This is a genomic window from Arthrobacter sp. P1_B3 (genome assembly GCF_056406615.1).
The window spans coordinates 93,826-111,429 of the sequence record NZ_JBFTZV010000005.1; the positions used below are offsets into that span (position 1 = coordinate 93,826).

At 67.6% G+C, this 17,604-nt stretch carries 18 protein-coding genes; 3 read left to right on the forward strand and 15 right to left on the reverse strand.

Features of this window, described 5'->3' with window-relative positions; translation table 11 throughout:
- Positions 1-12: 12 nt before the first annotated feature.
- Genes AC1D2F_RS07175 through AC1D2F_RS07205 form a run of 7 tightly spaced genes read right to left on the reverse strand, consistent with a single transcriptional unit; the run spans position 13 to position 6,709 of the window.
- The gene (locus tag AC1D2F_RS07175; RefSeq protein WP_229992988.1) at positions 13-528 is read right to left on the reverse strand and encodes a molybdenum cofactor biosynthesis protein MoaE; all 516 of its coding nucleotides are present in this window, start codon (positions 526-528) and stop codon (positions 13-15) included.
- Positions 518-1,030, reverse strand: a complete 513-nt coding sequence (locus AC1D2F_RS07180) for a MogA/MoaB family molybdenum cofactor biosynthesis protein (protein ID WP_229992989.1) — start codon at positions 1,028-1,030, stop codon at positions 518-520. Before AC1D2F_RS07180 ends, AC1D2F_RS07175 begins: the two co-directional genes overlap by 11 nt.
- Complete coding sequence (gene moaC, locus AC1D2F_RS07185) at positions 1,027-1,563, reverse strand: cyclic pyranopterin monophosphate synthase MoaC (RefSeq protein WP_476966463.1); 537 nt, start codon at positions 1,561-1,563, stop codon at positions 1,027-1,029. Before moaC ends, AC1D2F_RS07180 begins: the two co-directional genes overlap by 4 nt.
- The gene (locus AC1D2F_RS07190; RefSeq protein ID WP_229992990.1) at positions 1,551-2,774 is read right to left on the reverse strand and encodes a molybdopterin molybdotransferase MoeA; all 1,224 of its coding nucleotides are present in this window, start codon (positions 2,772-2,774) and stop codon (positions 1,551-1,553) included. Before AC1D2F_RS07190 ends, moaC begins: the two co-directional genes overlap by 13 nt.
- A 26-nt stretch (positions 2,775-2,800) precedes the next feature.
- A complete protein-coding gene (locus tag AC1D2F_RS07195) occupies positions 2,801-4,516 on the reverse strand; it encodes a molybdopterin-dependent oxidoreductase (RefSeq protein WP_476966464.1) in 1,716 nt (571 codons plus the stop codon).
- Between the two features lie 35 nt (positions 4,517-4,551).
- Positions 4,552-5,979 carry a sensor histidine kinase gene (locus AC1D2F_RS07200; protein ID WP_476966465.1) on the reverse strand — a complete coding sequence of 476 codons (1,428 nt, stop codon included), beginning with the start codon at positions 5,977-5,979 and terminating at the stop codon, positions 4,552-4,554.
- Positions 5,966-6,709: a response regulator transcription factor gene (locus AC1D2F_RS07205; RefSeq protein ID WP_476966466.1), complete on the reverse strand. Its 744-nt coding sequence runs from the start codon at positions 6,707-6,709 to the stop codon at positions 5,966-5,968. Before AC1D2F_RS07205 ends, AC1D2F_RS07200 begins: the two co-directional genes overlap by 14 nt.
- A gap of 132 nt (positions 6,710-6,841) precedes the next feature.
- Here AC1D2F_RS07205 and moaA point away from each other — a divergent pair, with 132 nt between their 5' ends.
- The 3 genes from moaA to AC1D2F_RS07220 all read left to right on the forward strand — a co-directional run bounded on the left by moaA (position 6,842) and on the right by AC1D2F_RS07220 (position 8,638).
- A complete protein-coding gene (moaA, locus tag AC1D2F_RS07210; protein WP_476966467.1) occupies positions 6,842-7,981 on the forward strand; it encodes a GTP 3',8-cyclase MoaA in 1,140 nt (379 codons plus the stop codon).
- 7 nt (positions 7,982-7,988) lie between these two features.
- Entirely contained in the window at positions 7,989-8,255 is a 267-nt protein-coding gene (locus tag AC1D2F_RS07215; protein ID WP_229992995.1) for a MoaD/ThiS family protein, read from the forward strand.
- Between the two features lie 101 nt (positions 8,256-8,356).
- Positions 8,357-8,638, forward strand: coding sequence for a hypothetical protein (locus AC1D2F_RS07220; protein ID WP_476966468.1), 282 nt, complete (start codon positions 8,357-8,359; stop codon positions 8,636-8,638).
- Positions 8,639-8,729: 91 nt separating this feature from the next.
- On the opposite strand, the gene AC1D2F_RS07225 is transcribed toward AC1D2F_RS07220, so the two are convergent.
- The 8 genes from AC1D2F_RS07225 to AC1D2F_RS07260 form a co-directional block, all read right to left on the reverse strand.
- Positions 8,730-9,227 (reverse strand): DUF1579 domain-containing protein, encoded by a 498-nt coding sequence (locus tag AC1D2F_RS07225; protein WP_476966469.1) that lies wholly within the window; start codon positions 9,225-9,227, stop codon positions 8,730-8,732.
- Between the two features lie 136 nt (positions 9,228-9,363).
- Positions 9,364-10,707, reverse strand: coding sequence for a M16 family metallopeptidase (locus tag AC1D2F_RS07230; protein ID WP_476966470.1), 1,344 nt, complete (start codon positions 10,705-10,707; stop codon positions 9,364-9,366).
- Positions 10,708-10,812: 105 nt separating this feature from the next.
- A complete protein-coding gene (locus AC1D2F_RS07235; RefSeq protein WP_229992999.1) occupies positions 10,813-13,053 on the reverse strand; it encodes a polyribonucleotide nucleotidyltransferase in 2,241 nt (746 codons plus the stop codon).
- Positions 13,054-13,300: 247 nt separating this feature from the next.
- Complete coding sequence (rpsO, locus tag AC1D2F_RS07240) at positions 13,301-13,570, reverse strand: 30S ribosomal protein S15 (RefSeq protein WP_120953920.1); 270 nt, start codon at positions 13,568-13,570, stop codon at positions 13,301-13,303.
- A 138-nt stretch (positions 13,571-13,708) separates the two neighbouring features.
- The gene (gene kynU, locus AC1D2F_RS07245; RefSeq protein ID WP_476966471.1) at positions 13,709-15,037 is read right to left on the reverse strand and encodes a kynureninase; all 1,329 of its coding nucleotides are present in this window, start codon (positions 15,035-15,037) and stop codon (positions 13,709-13,711) included.
- Positions 15,034-15,888 (reverse strand): tryptophan 2,3-dioxygenase, encoded by an 855-nt coding sequence (gene kynA, locus AC1D2F_RS07250; RefSeq protein WP_476966472.1) that lies wholly within the window; start codon positions 15,886-15,888, stop codon positions 15,034-15,036. The genes kynU and kynA overlap by 4 nt, the downstream gene beginning before the upstream one ends.
- A gap of 96 nt (positions 15,889-15,984) precedes the next feature.
- Entirely contained in the window at positions 15,985-16,968 is a 984-nt protein-coding gene (locus AC1D2F_RS07255) for a bifunctional riboflavin kinase/FAD synthetase (protein ID WP_476966473.1), read from the reverse strand.
- 190 nt (positions 16,969-17,158) lie between these two features.
- Positions 17,159-17,542: a hypothetical protein gene (locus tag AC1D2F_RS07260; RefSeq protein WP_364747422.1), complete on the reverse strand. Its 384-nt coding sequence runs from the start codon at positions 17,540-17,542 to the stop codon at positions 17,159-17,161.
- Between the last annotated feature and the right edge of the window lie 62 nt (positions 17,543-17,604).

The following is a 17,604-nucleotide window of genomic DNA, read 5'->3' on the forward strand; positions in this document are numbered from 1 at the left end:
CCCAACGCGTGCTTACTCCCCCGCTCCGACCCATTCCACCGTGCCGTCGGCGAAAAACTGTTCTTTCCAGATCGGCACCTGGGCCTTGATCCGGTCCACGAGTTCGGCACAGACCTCGAAGGCCTGGCCGCGGTGGGCTGCCGAGACGGCGCAGACCAGGGCCGGATCGCCGATCTCCAGCATGCCGATCCTGTGGGCCGCCCAGATCCGCACCGGCTGGTGCCGCCGTTCGTCGGCGCCGGCGGCACCGGCAGCCGGGGATCCGTCGAGCGCCTGGTTGCCGGCCGGGACCGAGTGCTCCGCCACGAGCGCGGCGACGACGTCAGCCATCACTTGGTGCGCCGTCGGGTGGGCGCTGTAGCTGAGCCGGGAAACCTGCTTGCCGCCGTCGTGGTTGCGGACGACGCCGCTGAAGCTGACCACCGCCCCTGCGGTGTCCGACTCGACCGCCGCGATGGCCTGCTCCACGGAAATCGGCTCGGCACTCAGCACGGCGTGCACGATTTCAAATCCAGTTTCAGTGCCCATGACTGCCTTCCAGCTGGTCGCAAAGATGTCCAAGAATGGGATCGAGCACGCCCAGGCCGTCCATCACGCCCTTCGGCGATCCGGGGAGGTTCACGATGAACGTCTGTCCGGCCGCGCCCGCGTGGCCCCGGCTGAGCATGGCCATCGGCGTCTTGGCCGCCCCGGCGCTGCGGATGCCTTCCATGATGCCGGGGATTTCCCGGTCCAGCAGGGGCAGGGTCTGCTCAGGTGTTGCGTCAGTGGGGCTCAGTCCTGTGCCGCCGCTGGTGATGATGACGGCCGGCTGCTGGCTCAGCAGGGCGCGGAGCGCGGCCCCCACCGGCGCCCCGTCAGGCACCACCATGGCAGGAAACGGCTCAAAGCCGTGTTCGGTAAGCCAATCGATGATCACAGGACCCGTGAGGTCCTCATAGACACCGGCGGCCGCCCGGGTGGAGGCGATCACGACGCCGGCCTTCCGGCCGGTGGCTTCGCCGTGGCGGTGCGGTTCGGGCATGTTCATAGGGTCCAGTCCCCGCTCTTGCCGCCGCTTTTGGCGAGCACTTTGATATCGGTCAGGACCGCGTGCTTGTCCACGGCCTTGATCATGTCGTACACGCTCAGTGCCGCGACCGACGCCGCGGTCAGCGCTTCCATCTCGACCCCGGTGACGCCGCGGGTCTTGACCGTGGCAAACACCGTCACGGAGTCGGTGTCGAGCTCAAAGTCAACGGTGACCTTGGCGATGGGCAGCGGGTGGCACAGCGGGATCAGGTCCGGCGTCTTCTTGGCCGCCATAATCCCGGCGATGCGGGCAACGGCCAGGGCGTCGCCCTTCGGGAGCTCGCCGCCGCCGAGGAGGGCAAGGACCTCGGCCGTGCTGCGGACAGTCGCGGTGGCCGTGGCCTCCCGCGTGGACTCTGCCTTGTTGGACACATCCACCATCTGGGCAGTGCCGTCGTGGCGGAGGTGGGTCAGGCGGGTGATATCCGACGTGGGGTGGTCCGCTGGTGCGGCATCCGCTTCAGGGTATTCTGCTTCATTCACAGGATCCATACTTCCACTTCGTCGCCCGCTGCGAGCGCCGCTGTCCCCTCGGGAACATGGACCAGGGCATTGGAACGGGCCAGGGCGTGGACCAGGTGTGAGCCCGCACCGCCCTCCAACCGGACGGTGCCGTCCGGGGCCAGTGTGCCGCGCCGGACCTGGTGCTTGCCCGGCGGGGAGGTCAGCGGTTCGGCGAGGCGCGCGCGGACCGCGGGCCGGAGCGCCGGAGCGCCGAAAAGCTCCGTGAGAACCGGGCGCAGGAACATTTCAAAGGACACGAGGCAGCTCACCGGATTACCGGGGAACCCCAGCACGGGGACACCGTCGAAAGTGCCGATCCCCTGCGGACCGCCGGGCTGCATCGCCACGGCGCCGAACTCGACGTCGTGTCCGGCCATCGCCTGCCGGACCACCTCATAGGCACCTTTACTGACGCCGCCTGTTGTGACGATCAGGTCCACGGCGGGCACATGCCGGCGCAGCAACGCGGCGAGCTCATCCGGTCGGTCCGTGGAAACCCCGGTCCGTGTGACCTGAAGCCCGGCTTGGCGCATGGAGGACTCGAGCAGGGTGCCGTTGGAGTCAAAGATCTTGCCCGGTCCCAGCGGATTGCCCGGTTCCACGACTTCGTCGCCGGTGGTGACCAGGAGAACCCGCAGGAAGGGACGGACGGGCACATCCGTGTAGCCCAGTGCCGCCAGCAGTCCCAGCTGGCCGGGGCCAAGGAAGGTCCCCGCCCCGAGGGCGAGCTCACCGGAGCGGATGTCGCTGCCGGCACCGCGCACAAACGTTCCGGCAGCCGCGGCGGGCAGGTGGACCGTGGCGGGCTCCCCGGGCGCGGGGAAGGAATCGGGCACGGCCTGCTCAATGGGTACGACGGCGTCGGCCCCGGCCGGCATCATCGCGCCGGTCATGATTGGGGCGGCCGTGCCGGCGGCCAGTTCTGCCGGTGCGGCACCGGCCGGGACGGGCGCGACGACGCGCAGTTCGGTGCCGCCGTGGGGCACGTCGGCGCTGCGGATCGCGAAGCCGTCCATCTGCGAGTTGGCAAAGGGGGGAAGATCCAGCGGCGCCAGGATGTCGGCGGCAAGTCCCCGGCCCAAGGCCTCGAGCAGCGGGAGCCGTTCCACCCGTTCCTCGGTGCGGAGCGGGGCGAGCAGTGCGCGCACCTTGTCCCGGTGCGCTTGAACGCTGACGTGCCTTGTCTCGGTGCGGTGCATGCGTTTCCTGACCTTTACTCGGCTCGCTAGGACTTCACATCCACTCTAACCGTGTGGTAGCCGGTGGCTCCGCTCGGCGCGACGGGGGCCGACTCCTCGACTTGCGGTACGCCGTCGAGGGTGGTGGCCCGGACCTGGATCTCGTATTGTCCCGGCGTCAGCGGCAGACCCAGCTTCCACTGGTACCACGTGTCCTTGGAGATTCCCGGGGCCAGCTCGGCCTGGCGCCAGTCGCCGCGGTTGACCCGCAGCTCCACCTTCCCAATGCCCGTGTGCTGGGCCCACGCGACTCCCCCGAACACCACCGTCCCGGCCGTCACGCTGGTCCCGTCTCGCGGCACGTCAATCCGGGACGAGGTCTTGATGGGCCCGCGCGCGCTCCAGCCGCGGGGCGTCCAGTAGGCAACGTCGTCAGCGTAACGGGTCACTTTCAGCTCGGTGACCCATTTCGTGGCCGAGACGTAGCCGTACAGCCCGGGCACGATCAGCCGGACGGGGAATCCATGTTCCAGCGGGAGCGGTTCACCGTTCATTCCCACCACCAGCAGGGCGTCGCGGCTGTCCGTGAGGGCCTCGAACGGAGTCCCGGCTGTCCAGCCGTCCGTGCTGCGGGAGAGCACCATGTCCGCCCCGGCCTTGGGGCCGGCCATGGCAAGCAGTTCGCGCACGGGCCAGCCGAGCCAGCGGGCGTTGCCGATCAGGTCCCCGCCCACCTGGTTGGAGACGCAGGCGATGGTCACGTGGCGTTCCGTCATAGGTTTGGCCAGGAGAGTGGCGAAGTCGAGCTCGATTTCGCGTTCCACCAGGCCCGTGACCTTCAGGGTCCATGCCTCCGGGTCAACCAGCGGGACGCGCAGGGCAGTGTCGATCCTGTAGAACTCCCTGTTCGGCGTCACGAGCGGGCTCAGGCCGCGGAGCCTGATCTCGGCTCCCGCCGGTACGGGCGGCGCGGGAGCGGCGGGTCCCGGGAGGACCAGCTTGCTGCGCACATCACTGACGACGGCGGCCGCTCCCCTGAGGGTGGAGGCGAGCACACCGGCGACGGCGGCAACCCCGGCGGTCCCGCCAAGGGCCAGCAGGAATCGGCGCCGCGCGGGCCCGGCGTCATTGGCTGCAGCGTCCTCATGCTGCGAGGCGGCTGGGGTTTCCGATGAGGCCGGCTCCGCCGCCGGGGTTCCGTCCCCGTCGGGTTTCCACTCCAACAGTTTCCGGATGAGCCACCGCAACAGTGCGATTCCCACCAGTGCCACGAGCACCGGAACGGGGATGGCGTTGGCGGTCAGGTCGGCCCGGCTCATCACCGCCACGAGGCCCACCGCGCCGAACACCGCGATGAGAATCACTCCGGCGAAACGGCGCCGCACTTCAAGGACACCGGACAGGGCCGCGAGTGCGGCGATGACCAACGACATGCCGACCAGGAGTGCCACCTTGTCCGCCGTGCCGAACACAGAGATAACCCACTCTTTGACGCCCGGCGGGACGGTATCGATTACGGCACCTCCCACAGCCGTCACGGGAGAAACCGTGGGGCTCACCAGGCTGGCCGCGAGCTCACCGAGCACCACCGCGGTCCCCACGGCCACGAGTCCGGCCCCGGCGGCCCACAGGTCCCGCGCCCGCCGGTCCCGGGTGCGCGGCTGTTGGGTGCGCAGTTGTTGGGCTTGCGGTTGCCCGGTCGGTCCTGGCTGCCCCTGCGTTCCCCCTTGTTGCTGTTCCCTGCCGGCGACTGTCCCGTCCATTTCCTTCCCCTGCCCGTCAAAGCCAACGCCGCTGCTCACTGTGCCCGTCCCGCCCGGAGTTGTTCGTCCGCCGCGTCGCGCGGACTCCCGTCCTTTGCTCCCTCAGTAGCCGCTCTCGGTGCAGGTGCCACGCCGGCAGCTGGTGCGTCCGCAGCTGACTCTTGGCCGGCAGATCCCTGGCCCGGGAGCAGCAGCGAGAACCGGCATCCGCCGTCGACGTTTTCCACGGTGACGGTGCCCTGATGGGCACTGACTATTCCGGCGACAATGCTCAGGCCAAGCCCGGCGCCGCTGTAGCGCATGGCGCCTGCCGGCTCAGCCGGCCCGGGCACCAGGTCGCCGCCCATCGCCGCACTGTCCCCCACAGCACCGTCCGCCACAACACCATCCACCACAACACCATCCACCACAACACCATCCACCACAGCACCGTCCCCCACAGCACCGTCGTCCCCGGCGGCCCAACGGCCGGGCCGCTTCCGGGCCGGATCCTTCTGCCAGCCGGTCTCGAACACATGCGGCAGGTCTACCTCGGGGATCCCGCCGCAGCCGTCGGTGACCGCGACCACGGCCCGGTCCCCCTGCCGGCCGACTTCCACGGTGACGCGGGAACCTGGGGCGCTGTGGACGATCGCGTTAAGCACCACATTCCGGATGGCGCGCCCCATCGACGGGCCGTCGGCCAGGGCCAGGCTTTCCCGCCGGCCGCCGCCGTCGAGCGTAATGCCGTGCTGCTGCGCCAGCGCGGCGAGATCGGCAATGGCGTCGCTGGCGAGGTCGTACAGGTCCAACGGCTCGGCCTTGAGCCGCATGGTTCCGGCGTGGATTTTCGACAGCTCCAGGAGGTCGTTGACCATGCCGGCCATGAGGTCGGTCTGGGCAATGATCTTGCGGTAATAGGCGGGAACGTCCGCCGCCATGCCGTCCTCCAGGGCTTCGGTCATGGCCCGCATGCTCGCCAGCGGCGTCCGCAGGTCGTGGGAAATCCAGCTGACCAGCTCGCGGCGGGCGTTCTCGACGGCGGCCTCACGCTGCCGGGATGCTTCCAGCATTCGGCTGCTGGATTCGAGCTCGGCGGCGAGGGCGGCAAGTTCGTGGCTCATCACCGGGGATTGGATCCCGGGGCTCTCCCCGCGGCCGATGCTCCGGGCGGCGTCGGCCAGCGCCTTGGCGTTCCGGGAGACCCTTGATCCCAGCACGAGGGCGATCGAAACGGCAACCGCCGAGGCCACGGCCAGGACGTACCACATGACCTCGAGGTCCCGTGCCGAGATGAACATGGCGTTGAAGGCGCTGACCATTCCGGCCGTCAGGACCGCCACGGCGGCGAGCACCACCACGCAGATCTGGACCGCGAAGGATGCCCTGCGCAGCGATTTCAGGATGAGCAATGAGGCGGCCCCGATCACGGCTCCCCATGCCACGGCCCAGCCGATGATGGTCAGGAGCTCAGAGGTCTGCACGGGCGGACTCTTCCTCGTCGCTGGGGTCCAGCCGGTAGCCCACGCCCCACACCGTTTTCAGCACGGAGGGGCGGGTGGGGTCGTCCTCGATCTTCTCCCGCAGCCTGCGCACGTGGACCGTCACCGTGGACAGGTCCCCGTAGTCCCAGCCCCAGACGGCCTTCATGAGTTCCTCTCGGCTGAAGACCTGCCGGGGACGGCGGAGCATGAAGGCCAGCAGATCGAACTCCCGGGCCGTCAGCGCCAAGGGCCTGCCATGGCGGGAAACCGTGCGCGCAGCCGGGCTGAGGTCGAAGCCGCCCACTTCGACGGAGGGCTCCGGGCTGAATTCGGGAATGCTCCGGCGCAGGACCGAGCGGACCCGCAGCACGAGCTCACGGGGCGAGAACGGCTTGGTGACGTAGTCGTCCGCGCCGGCTTCCAGGCCAAGGATGCGGTCATCCTCCGTCCCCAGCGCCGTGAGCATGATGACCGGGACACTGTGTGCCGCACGGAGCCGCCGGCAGACTTCCACGCCGTCCAGGCCCGGCAGCATCCGGTCCAGCAGCACCAGGTCCGGGCGGCGTTCGGCTGCGAGGCGCAGGGCCGTGAACCCATCGGCGGCGAGGACCACCTGGAATCCCGCCTGGACGAGGTAGTCGCGAACCACTCCGGCGATGGTCGGCTCGTCTTCGACGAGGAGGATGCGTCGGTGTTCCGTTGCGTCCGGGGCCGGCTGGGTGTTGTTCACGCTTCAAGCATAGGTTCGCGGCCGCGCCGCGGGCAGGGCTCCGGATCCCCGCAGGACATCCTTCCCGAACACGTAAGATTCGTGCCGTCATGCGGCTGTGACGTGGGCCGCGAGGTGGCGTAGCCTGACTCTATGACAGTTCAACTGGGTATGCCCCAGCCCCGCGCGGCAGGCAGTCCCGGAGCGGGGATGCCTCCTGCAACCGCACTGTCCGGGCGCCCGGAGGGCCTGCCTGCCGGGCTGGTGGATCGCTACGGCCGCCGCGCCACGGACATGCGCCTCTCACTGACGGACAAGTGCAATCTGCGCTGCACCTATTGCATGCCGGCCGAGGGCCTGGAGTGGTTGTCCAAGCAGGCGGTGATGTCCGCGGAGGAAATCGTCCGGATCGTGCGGATCGGCGTCGACATGCTCGGCGTACGTGAATTGCGGCTGACCGGCGGCGAGCCCCTGGTGCGCGCGGACCTGCTGGAGATCATCGGCGCGCTCCGCCAGGCCCACCCCGGGCTGCCGATCTCAATGACCACCAACGGCGTCGGCCTGGACAAGAAGGCCGCCGGACTCAAGGCTGCGGGACTCTCCAGGATCAACGTCTCACTGGATTCCCTGCACGAGGAAACTTTTGCGAAGCTGACCCGCCGCCCCTTCCTGAACAAGGTCCTCGCCGGCGTCGACGCCGCCTGGGCTGCGGGCCTGGGCCCGGTCAAGCTCAACGCTGTGCTCATGCGCGGGATCAACGACACCGAGTCCCCTGCCCTGCTGGCCTGGGCACTGGACCGCGGCTATGAACTGCGCTTCATCGAGCAGATGCCGCTGGACGCGGACCACGGCTGGACCCGACGGAACATGATCACCGCCGCGGAGATCCGGGAACTTCTCTCCGCCGACTACGTGCTCAGATCCGACCCGCGGGACCGCGACGGCGCCCCGGCGGAACGGTTCGAGGTCAGGGCCCGTGTTCCCGGCACCGACCAGGCCACCGGCCCCGTGCTCGGCACCGTGGGCATCATCGCCTCCGTCACGGAGCCGTTCTGTTCCGACTGCCGCCGCACGCGCATCACCGCCGAGGGCAAGATCATGAGCTGCCTTTTCTCACGCGAGGAAGTGGACTTGCTGGGCCTGCTGCGCGAGGGCGCAAGCGACGAACAGCTTGCCGAACGCTGGCAGGATGCCATGTGGATCAAGCCCAAGGCCCACGGGATGGACCACGTGGGCCTCGGCTCCCCCGACTTCGTCCAGCCGGACCGCAGCATGAGCGCCATCGGAGGCTGATTTTTTCGTGAACGTACGCTACTTCGCTGCGGCGCGCGCTGCCGCCGGCGTGGATGAGGAACGCTACGACCTCGCCGACGGCGACACCCTCGCTTCGCTGCTCGAGGCGATCCTCGCCGTCGAGCGCCCCGAACCGCCCGCCGGTACGCCGCCGCTGGCCCGCATCCTGTCCCGCTCCAGCTTCCTGCTCAACGAAGTTGCCGTGCGGGACCACGCCGCGGCGCTCAAGCCGGCCGACGTCGTGGACGTGCTGCCGCCGTTCGCCGGCGGGTAGGCGCAGCACGCCCAGGCTTTTCTGGGGTGTCGCGCGGGCCTGACCGGTCCTAGAGTGTGGCATATCCCCCGCGGGCGGCAAACACCAGTCAGGAGAGTGCCATGTTTACCTTGCAGATTGAGCATCAGGTCAAGGATTTCGGGATGTGGAAAGCGGCTTTCGACCGCGACCCGGTGAACCGCGCAGCATCTGGAGTCACTGCCTACCGCATCAGCCGCCCGGTGGACGACCCGCTCTATGTGGTGGTCGAGCTGGATTTCGAGCAGCGCGGTCAGGCAGAAGCCCTGTTAGCCAATCTTCGGGCGAAGGTCTGGAACTCCGACGACGCCGCCCCGGCCCTTCAGGGGGCTCCCAAGGCCCGGATCCTCGAGGCCGCATCCTGAAGGTGCGGACCGGAGAACCCCCGGCCGCGAACCGGCCCTGAATAACCCACCCTAAAATCTGGCGCGGGGCCCGGTGCCGCAGCCCGGGTTCTCACGCCGGGATGGACGCGCCCTCAGCGACGCGACGGCACACGGTGGTCATGAAGGGGGTGAAGTCGCTCGCCCTGCCCAGGCGGAGACCTGCAGCGTGCGTCAGTTCGCCGTCCTCCACCCGGAAGGTGTGCCGCGCGGTGCCGCGGTCACTGCGCCGTTCCACGGTCAACGTGCCGCCTTCCACGCTGGCGCGAGCCGGCGCCTCGGGCGGCAGCCCCAGGCTGTTGACGTGGTACCAGAAGGTGTCGGGGTGGTCCGGATCCGACGTGAAGACACCGTGGCCTTCGGAACGGGTCCCGTCCGCATCCGTATGCCGGTAGCTCTGGGTGACGGCAAGCCCGGCAGCCGCCCGGGAAAAGATGATCTCGGTGTCCGCGCTCCGCGTCGGACCCCACGCGGTTGCCTCCCAGTGCGTGGTCCCCGTCCAATGGCCCAGGAACGCCTCAAGCGCCTCGCATGCACTGCCTGGCAGTGGCCGGTCCACAGTTTCTCCCATATGGAGTTCCTCCCGAGTGACCCCGCCACCATCATGACGCCGCGCCTGCTGTGGTGTAAAGACCGCCCGCGCCCCGACCGGCCGTGCCCAGTCGGGCTATACAGGGCCCACAGTGCAGCTATCGGCCCGGAATTACCTAGAGCCCAAACGTCTCGGTTTCCTCGAACGGGCCGACCACCGTGACGGTCCGCGGGGCGGCCGCGAGCTCACGGGCGAGCTCCTGGACCTCCGCTGCCGTGACGGCCTTGATCTGGCGGAGGGTTTCATCGATGTCCTGGTACTCGCCGGAGACCAGTTCCGCGCGGCCCAGCCGGGACATCCGGGAACCGGTGTCCTCCAGCGCCAGCACGATTCCGCCGCACAGCTGACCCACGGCCTTCCGGAGCTCCTCGTCGGAGATGCCGTTGGCAGCCAGCTTGTCCAGTTCGGCGCCGAGCAGCTCAATGACCTGCCGGACCTTCGACGGCGTGCATCCGGCGTACATGCCGAAGTAGCCGGCGTCGGCGTAGGAGGACGCGAACGAGTAGGTCGAGTAGACGAGGCCGCGCTTTTCCCGGACCTCCTGGAAGAGCCGGGAGGACATGCCGCCGCCCAGGACGGCGTTGAGCACGCTCATGACAAAGCGGCGGTCGTCCGTGGCGACAAGCGAGGGGCAACCCATGATGATGTTGGCCTGCTCCACCGGGCGCTTGACCACATGCAGGCCGGCCGTGCCGGTGATCGCAGCGCGCTCGGTGGAGCGGCGCTGCACGGGCGCGGCAGCGGCCTCAAGGTTCCAGCCGGCAGAGTGGAGGGCATCCACCACGAGCCCGCAGACGACGTCGTGGTCCAGCCCGCCGGCCGCGGTGACCACGAGCTCGTCGGGACGGTAGTAGCGGCGGTAGTGGTCCCACACCGAGTCGCGCGCCACGGCCCGGATCGCTGCCGGGGTGCCGCCGATGGGGCGTCCGAGCGGGTGCGTTCCCAGCACGGCGGCGACGAAGTTCTCGTGCGCGACGTCAGTGGGATCGTCGCTGTCCATGGCGATTTCCTCGAGGATGACGTCCCGCTCCTGCTCCATCTCCTGCGGGTCCAGGACGGCGCCGGTGATCATGTCAGCGATGACGTCGATCGCCATGGGAAGGTCCGTGTCCAGCACGCGGGCGAAGTAGCAGGTGCTCTCCTTCGCGGTGGCGGCGTTCGATTCCCCGCCGACCTCGTCGAAGGCCGACGCGATCTCCAGCGCGGTGCGGCGCTTGGTGCCTTTGAAGAGCAGATGCTCCAAAAAGTGCGTGGAGCCGTGCTGGCCGGGGGCCTCGTCGCGGGAGCCCACTCCGACCCAGAAACCGATCGTGGCAGAGCGCTGGCCGGGCATCGCTTCGGTGAGCACGCGGACGCCGCCCGGCAGGACCGAGCGTCGCACTTCGGAACCGCCGTCGGCTCCGTGGATCAGGGTGTCAGCGTGCTGGTTCTGCTCTAGCGGCAGGGGGACGACAGTCATCAAGGCCTTTCATTGAACACGTGCCAAATCTGCCTGCAATCCTACCTTTAACAGCAGCGGGGCCGGTGGATGATCCACCGGCCCCGCTGTTTGGCTCAGGAGAGACTACTCTGCGGCGTCCGCGGAGACCTCAGCGTTGTCTGCGTCCGCACCCTCAGCCACGACGGGTGAGAGGGAGAGCTTGCCGCGGTCGTCGATCTTGGTGATTTCCACCTGGATCTTCTGGCCCACGGAGACGACGTCCTCGACGTTGTCCACGCGCTTGCCGCCGGCGATCTTGCGCAGCTCGGAGATGTGCAGGAGGCCGTCCTTACCCGGGGTCAGGGAAACGAAGGCGCCGAAGGTGGTGGTCTTGACGACCGTGCCCAGGTAGCGCTCACCGATTTCCGGGATCTGCGGGTTGGCGATGGCGTTGATCGCGGACCGTGCTGCGTCGGCAGACGGGCCGTTGGTGGCGCCGATGTAGACAGTTCCGTCGTCCTCGATCGAGATGTCGGCTCCGGTGTCTTCCTGGATCTGGTTGATCATCTTGCCCTTCGGGCCGATGACCTCGCCGATCTTGTCTACCGGGATCTTGACCGCGATGACGCGCGGCGCGAATTCGGAGAGCTCGTCCGGGGTGTCGATCGCGGAGTTCAGGACGTCCAGGATGTGCAGGCGCGCTTCGCGGGCCTGCTTCAGGGCGGCGGCCAGGACCGAGGCGGGGATGCCGTCGAGCTTCGTGTCAAGCTGGATGGCCGTGACGAACTCGGAGGTACCGGCAACCTTGAAGTCCATGTCGCCGAAGGCATCTTCGGCGCCGAGGATATCGGTCAGGGCGGCGTAGCGGGTCTGGCCGTCAACCTGGTCAGAGACCAGGCCCATGGCGATACCGGCAACGGCAGCCTTCAGCGGCACGCCTGCGTTGAGCAGGGACAGCGTGGAGGCGCAGACGGAACCCATCGACGTCGAACCGTTGGAGCTGAGAGCCTCAGACACCTGGCGGATGGCGTAGGGGAATTCCTCGCGGGAGGGCAGCACCGGCATGATGGCGCGCTCTGCGAGGGCACCGTGGCCGATTTCGCGGCGCTTCGGGGAACCGACGCGGCCGGTCTCGCCGGTGGAGTACGGCGGGAAGTTGTAGTTGTGCATGTAGCGCTTGCGCGTCACGGGAGACAGCGAGTCGATCTGCTGTTCCATCTTGAGCATGTTCAGCGTGGTGACACCCATGATCTGGGTCTCGCCGCGTTCGAAGATGGCCGAGCCGTGGACGCGGGGCAGAACCTCAACCTCGGCGGTGAGCTGGCGGATGTCCGTCAGGCCACGGCCGTCGATGCGGATCTGGTCCTTGAGGATGCGCTGGCGCACAACCTGCTTGGTGACGGAGCGGAAGGCTGCGGACAGCTCCTTCTCGCGGCCTTCGAACTGGCCGGCCAGGGAAGAGGTGACCTCGTCCTTGAGCTCGTCCGAAGCGGTGTCGCGTTCCTGCTTGTCGGCGATCTGGAAGACAGCGGCCAGCTTCTCGGCGGCAGCGGACTCCACAGCGGCGTAGACGTCGTCCTGGTAGTCCAGGAAGACCGGGAACTCGACGGTCGGCTTGGCGGCGCGTGCTGCCAGGTCGGACTGTGCTTCGCAGAGGGCCTTGATGAACGGCTTGGCAGCCTCGAGGCCTTCGGAGACAACCTCTTCGGTCGGGGCGGTGGCGCCCTGTTCCTTGATGAGGTTCCAGGAGTTGTCGGTGGCTTCGGCTTCAACCATCATGATGGCGACGTCGTCACCGGCGATGCGGCCGGCAACGACCATGTTGAAGACGGCGTTCTCGAGCTGGGAGTGCTTCGGGAACGCAACCCACTGCGAGCCGTTCTCGTCGGCAACGAGGGCAACGCGGACGCCGCCGATCGGGCCGGAGAAGGGCAGGCCGGAAAGCTGGGTGGACATCGAGGACGCGTTGATCGCGACGACGTCGTAGAGCTCGTCCGGGTTGATGGACAGCACGGTGACGACGATCTGGACCTCGTTGCGCAGGCCCTTGACGAACGCGGGGCGCAGCGGGCGGTCCATGAGGCGGCAGGCCAGGATGGCTTCCGTGGAGGGACGGCCTTCGCGGCGGAAGAACGAGCCCGGGATGCGGCCGGCGGCGTACATACGCTCTTCGACGTCGACAGTCAGCGGGAAGAAGTCGAAACCTTCACGCGGGTGCTTGCCGGCGGTGGTTGCGGACAGCAGCGCGGTCTCTTCGTCGATGTAGACCATCGCTGCGCCGGCTGCCTGCTTCGCAAGGCGGCCGGTTTCAAAGCGGATTACACGCTTGCCGAAGCGGCCATTGTCAATGACTGCTTCTGAGAACTGGATTTCGGGACCCTCCATAGAGAGTCACCTCCGTTTCATGGTTCACGGAGCCCAGCCGCATCAACCCAGTCCAGCATCTGTCTACTGGCCTGCACTGCACCCGGTCATCGATCGAGACCCACGGGCCGGGCCTCATTCCTTGAGGCCGTTCCCGGGGATCACTACCGAGGACCGCGAATGCGTGATGCGGTTGATCCTCCTGTTTAGTTTTTTCCTGAAGAAGGCGGCCCTTTCCGGTCCGGAAGGGGCCGCCCCTTAAAGCTGACTAGCGACGCAGGCCGAGGCGCTCGATGAGCTGACGGTAGCGGGTGATGTCAGTGTTCTTGAGGTAGGTGAGCATGCGCTTGCGACGACCAACCATGGCCAGCAGACCGCGCTGGGTGTGGTAATCGTGCTTGTGCTCCTTCATGTGCTCAGTGAGATCCTTGATCCGCTGAGTCAGGACTGCAACCTGGACCTCCGGCGAACCGGTGTCGCCCTCGGACGTTGCGAAATCCTTGATGATGGACTGCTTTACAGCGGCTTCAAGTGCCACAATAACTCCTAGAGATGTGCCGTGAGGCCCGAATCAGTAATTCACTGCCGGGGGTGCCGTCCCGGAATCCCCCGCCGAAGCCGGGCATTCCGTACACAACAGGAGCCAGCCGCCACGGACTGCAGCCGGATCCAACGTTCAGTTTAGTGGCACGTCCGTGGTCTTGTCGAAACTGCCAGCCGCGCCGGCCGCGCCGCCCTGGGATGCGACTCCGCTTTCCTGGCCCGAAAGCAGCTCCCGGATGGCGGCGACGCCGCGGTACACCTCCGCATAGGAGGTGCTCAGGGGTGACAGCCCGATCCTGATGCCCTGCGGGGCACGGAAATCGGGAATCACATCCTGATCCCACAAGACGGCCGTCATTTCACGGAAGGCAGGGTGGTCCACCGTCACGTGGCTGCCGCGCAGTGCCGGGTCCCGCGGAGTGGACAGCTGCACACCGGCCGGTGCCAGCCAGGCGTCGAAGAGTTCGAGGGCATAGGCCGTGAGCAGCTGTGACTTCTCCCGGAGGGCGGCCATCCCCGCTTCCTCGATCAGGTCCAGGGTGCCGCGCATGGCGACCATGCCGAAAATGGCCGGGGTGCCGCTGAGGAAGCCCCGGATGCCGGGGGCGGCCTCGTAGCCGGGACCCATTTCGAACGCGTCCTTGCGTCCCATCCAGCCCCAGATCGGCTGCTGAAGTCCGGCCAGGTGCCGGGTGTTGACGTAGGCGAACGCGGGCGATCCCGGTCCCCCGTTCAGGTACTTGTACGTGCAGCCGGCCGCGAAGTCGACGTCGGCGTCGTCCAAAGCGATCTCCACCGACCCGGCGGAGTGGCACAGGTCCCACACCACCAGGGCGCCGGCGTCGTGGACTGCCGCGGTGATAGCCGGAAGGTCCGCAAGGAATCCGGAGCGGTAGGCAATCTGGCTCAGGACCACGACGGCGGTGGCCGGGCCCGTGGCGGCCCGCACCTGCTCGACCGTGACACCGGAGGCGGGATCGGCGTCGATCCAGCGCAGGGTCAGGCCTTCTTCGCGCGCGATTCCCTCCACCAGGTACCGGTCGGTGGGGAAATTGTCCGTGTCCAGGACGATTTCCGTCCGCGCCGGATCCGTCACAGCTGCCAGGGCGGCGCGGATGAGCTTGTACAGCACCACGGTGGTGGAATCGGCAATGATGGTCTGCCCGGGCGCCGCGCCGAGCACTGCGCGGCCGAGCTGGTCGCCGATGGCCTGGGGCAGTTCGAGCCATTCCTCGTCCCAGCCCCGGATCAGGCGGCCGCCCCAGCTGTCCTGGATGAAGCTGCTGATGTCCGTGACGGTCCGCTTGAGCGGCCGGCCCAGGGAGTTGCCGTCAAGGTAGGACAAATCCGTGTCCGTGCCGACGAAGTGGTCGCGGTAGCCGGCCAGCGGATCGGCGGCGTCGAGATCGAGGGCGCGCTGCCACAGATTGTCCGTTGCGTCTGTGCCGGCGGAGATGCTCACTGGCCGATCTCCGTCCGCACGGCGAAGAGCTCAGGGAAAAAGGTCAGCTCGAGGGCCTTCTGCAGGAACGCGGCACCGCTGGATCCGCCGGTGCCGGCTTTCATGCCGATGGTGCGCTGGACGGTGCGCAGGTGGCGGAAACGCCACAGCTGGAAATTGTCCTCAAGGTCCACGAGTTCCTCGCAGGCCTCGTAGGCGCCCCAGTTGTCGGCGGCGTTCTCGTAGATGTACTTGAACACCGGGACCAGCTCAGGGCAGAACTCGTGGGCCTTGGTGACGTCGCGCTCCAGCACGGAGGCCGGGACGTCAAAGCCCTGGCGCTTGAGATACGCGAGGAAATCGTCATAGATGCTGGGGGCTTCGAGCAGTTCGCGCAGCATCCCGTGGGCCTCGGGGTCCGATTCGAACACCGGGAGCATCTTGGCGTTCTTGTTGCCCAGAAGGAACTCGACCGCGCGGTACTGGCTGGACTGGAATCCGGACGAGTTGCCGAGGAAGCCGCGGAACTGGGAGTACTCGGTAGGTGTCAGGGTGGCCAGCACGGACCATTGCTCGGTGAGCGTCTTCTGGATGTGCTTGACCCGGGCGATCGCCTTCAGGGCGGACCCGAGGTCGTCCGATCGCAGCCAGGCGGCGGCGCTGCGAAGCTCATGCAGTACCAGCTTCAGCCACAGCTCCGTGGTCTGGTGCTGGATGATGAACAGCATCTCGTCGTGGTGTTCCGGAGTGCTGACCGGCTGCTGGGCGCTGAGCAGGGTGGGCAACTGCAGGTACGACGCGTAGCTCATGCGCGCGCTGAAGTCCCGGACAATGTCCTGGTCCAGTTCCCTCGTGTTCTTCTCGATGGTCACGTCTCTTGCCTTCCTTGCCAAGTGGCTGTGAATCAGCGCGGCTTCAGTGCGTGGGAACACGCCAGCGCGGGGTTTGTTGTCGTTCGGTGCCGGTTGTCAGCGGGCGAACAGGATGTCGTGCGCCTGGACGACGTCCAGGCGCATCTGATCCACCAAGGCCTCAGGCCCACGGTACGCCACCATGCCCCGGAGCCTGGTGACAAATTCCACCACAACTGTCTGGTCGTACAGATCGAATTCGTCGGGGGACTCTTCCGGCCGGTCGATCACATGGGCCTCAACCTGACGGCTCACGCCGTCGAACGTGGGGTTGGAGCCCACGGAGATAGCGGCAGGCCAGCGGGTGCCCGCCTGGTCCACGAGCCAGCCGGCGTAGATCCCGTCGGCGGGAATGTACCCGCTGGCCGTCGGGGCGAGGTTTGCCGTGGGGAAGCCGAGGTCGCGGCCGCGTGCGGCACCGTGCACCACCTCGCCGCGCATCCGGTGCGGCCTGCCCAGCACCGCAGCGGCGGTGGCAACGTCGCCCTCGCGCAGGGCTTCACGGACCCACGTGGACGAGCAGCGGCGGTCTGTCCCGTCGTCGTCGTGGATGGGGAAGCCTTCAGAGCCGAACTCGCTGATGACCAGCACCTCGAAACCGAGCTTCCGCCCCAGCTCCTGCATGGTGGAGAGGTCCCCGGAATTGCCACGGCCGAACCGGGCGTCGTGGCCGACCACCACGTGGCTCGCCTTCAGGCCGTCCACCAGGACCGCGGCGACAAATTCTTCAGGGGTCAGGCTGGCGAGTTCCATCGAGTACTTCATCACCAGCACGGCATCGAGGCCGAGCTCGCCCAGGGCCACCAGCTTGTCCTCCAGCCCCATGATCAGCTCGGGAGCCGACTCGGGACGGTGCACTTGCGCCGGGTGCGGATCGAAGGTGATCGCGACGGCGCGGGCGTGGTTCAATCGGGCGGTGCGGATCAGCTGCGACAGCACCTGCTGGTGGCCGCGGTGCACGCCGTCGAAATTGCCGAAAGTGACAACCGAAGGACCAAAGTCCGCCGGGACTTCGGACAGATCGTTCCAGATGTGGACCATCAACCTCGCCTTTTGCTGCCTGCCATGAACTCCCCCGGAGCGACCGTGCCGGCTCCGGAACTCTCTAAGATTACCCGCATTCCGGGCCGCTCCCGGACGGTTCGTAGGCTTCCGGGCAGCCTCGCCCGGGGACACCCTGCGGGACCGCGATCTAGGGGCGGCAGGTCGACCGTGTCCGGGCAGGTGCTGACTATCGCCCGAGCAACAGCCTCCGCTGGCTGTCCCGGACCGCGTGATTCCGCCAGTTCCGCCAGTGCAGCAGGACGGCGGCGAGGATCAGGGGGACGTGGATTCCGGGCAGCATCCTCGCGAACCACCGCGGGAGGTAGATGTCCGTGACCGAGCCGTCGCTGTCCCCGAGGTCCTGGGCGACAGCGGTCAGCGGGCAGCGAAAGCCATTGGCGGCGAAGATCACCGTTTCGCCCGCGACCACGACGGCGGCCACGCCTGTCTTCCGGTCGGTGCGGCCCCTGACTCCGGTGTACAGGACGTAGGCCATGCAGGCCTCGATCGTGAACCAGGCAATGGTGTGAATCGACTTCACAACCCGCAGCAGCAGACGGCGATGGTCCATGTCTTCACCCTAGGCGCGCAGAGGTGTGCGTGGTTCAGAGACTTTCGGCCCGGCTGGGCCAG